The sequence below is a fragment of the Allocoprococcus comes genome, assembly GCF_013300725.1.
Classification (GTDB): domain Bacteria; phylum Bacillota; class Clostridia; order Lachnospirales; family Lachnospiraceae; genus Allocoprococcus; species Allocoprococcus comes_A.
This window is the reverse complement of record NZ_JAAIMM010000096.1, coordinates 1-854: the sequence shown is the minus strand read 5'-3', so window position 1 is coordinate 854 and position 854 is coordinate 1. Positions and strand designations below refer to the sequence as shown.

Annotated in this window: 1 protein-coding gene; it reads left to right on the top strand. The window is 41.2% G+C overall.

Going from position 1 to position 854, the window contains the following annotated elements; all coding sequences use genetic code 11:
- Window positions 1-854 (top strand): transposase (locus tag G4407_RS16190; protein WP_173689699.1); only part of this gene is annotated, 854 nt, incomplete at both ends.

Here is an 854-nt window from a genome sequence, read left to right as displayed (position 1 = left end):
CATCAGCTTTCAGAGGCAAATCTTTTCGTCAGTGCCATTAACCCAAAACTTATCAAAGACTTTGATAATGATTCCCTTCGTAAAGTGAAATCTGATAAAGCGGATGCTGTTAAGATTGCCCGATATGCTCTTGACAAATGGCAAAATCTTAAACAGTATAATGTTATGGATGAATTACGCAATCAGCTCAAAACCATGAACCGTCAGTTCGGCTTTTACATGAAACACAAGACGGCTATGAAAAATAATCTTATCGGCATCCTTGACCAAACCTATCCTGGTGTGAATACTTACTTTGACAGTCCTGCACGCAGTGACGGCAGCCAGAAATGGGTTGATTTTGCATCTACATACTGGCATGTGGACTGTGTCCGTAAAATGTCCCTGAATGCCTTTATCGACCATTATCAAAACTGGTGCAAACGCAAGAAGTACAACTTCAGTCAGTCAAAAGCTGAAGAAATCTATGGAAAAGCAAAGGAACTTGTTCCTGTACTTCCAAAGGATTCCGTTACAAAGCTTATTATCAAGCAGGCTGTAGACCAGCTTAACAGTGCCTCTACAACTGTTGAGTCACTACGCACTCTCATGAATGAAACTGCATCCAAACTCCCGGAATATCCTGTCGTTATGGCTATGAAAGGTGTTGGAACTTCACTCGGACCTCAGTTGATGGCTGAGATCGGAGATGTTTCCCGTTTCACTCACAAAAGTGCTATTACTGCATTTGCCGGTGTAGATCCCGGTGTTAATGAATCCGGAAGTTATGAACAAAAAAGTGTTCCAACCTCAAAACGAGGTTCCTCTGATCTAAGAAAGACTTTATTTCAGGTAATGGATGTCCTAATTAAAAC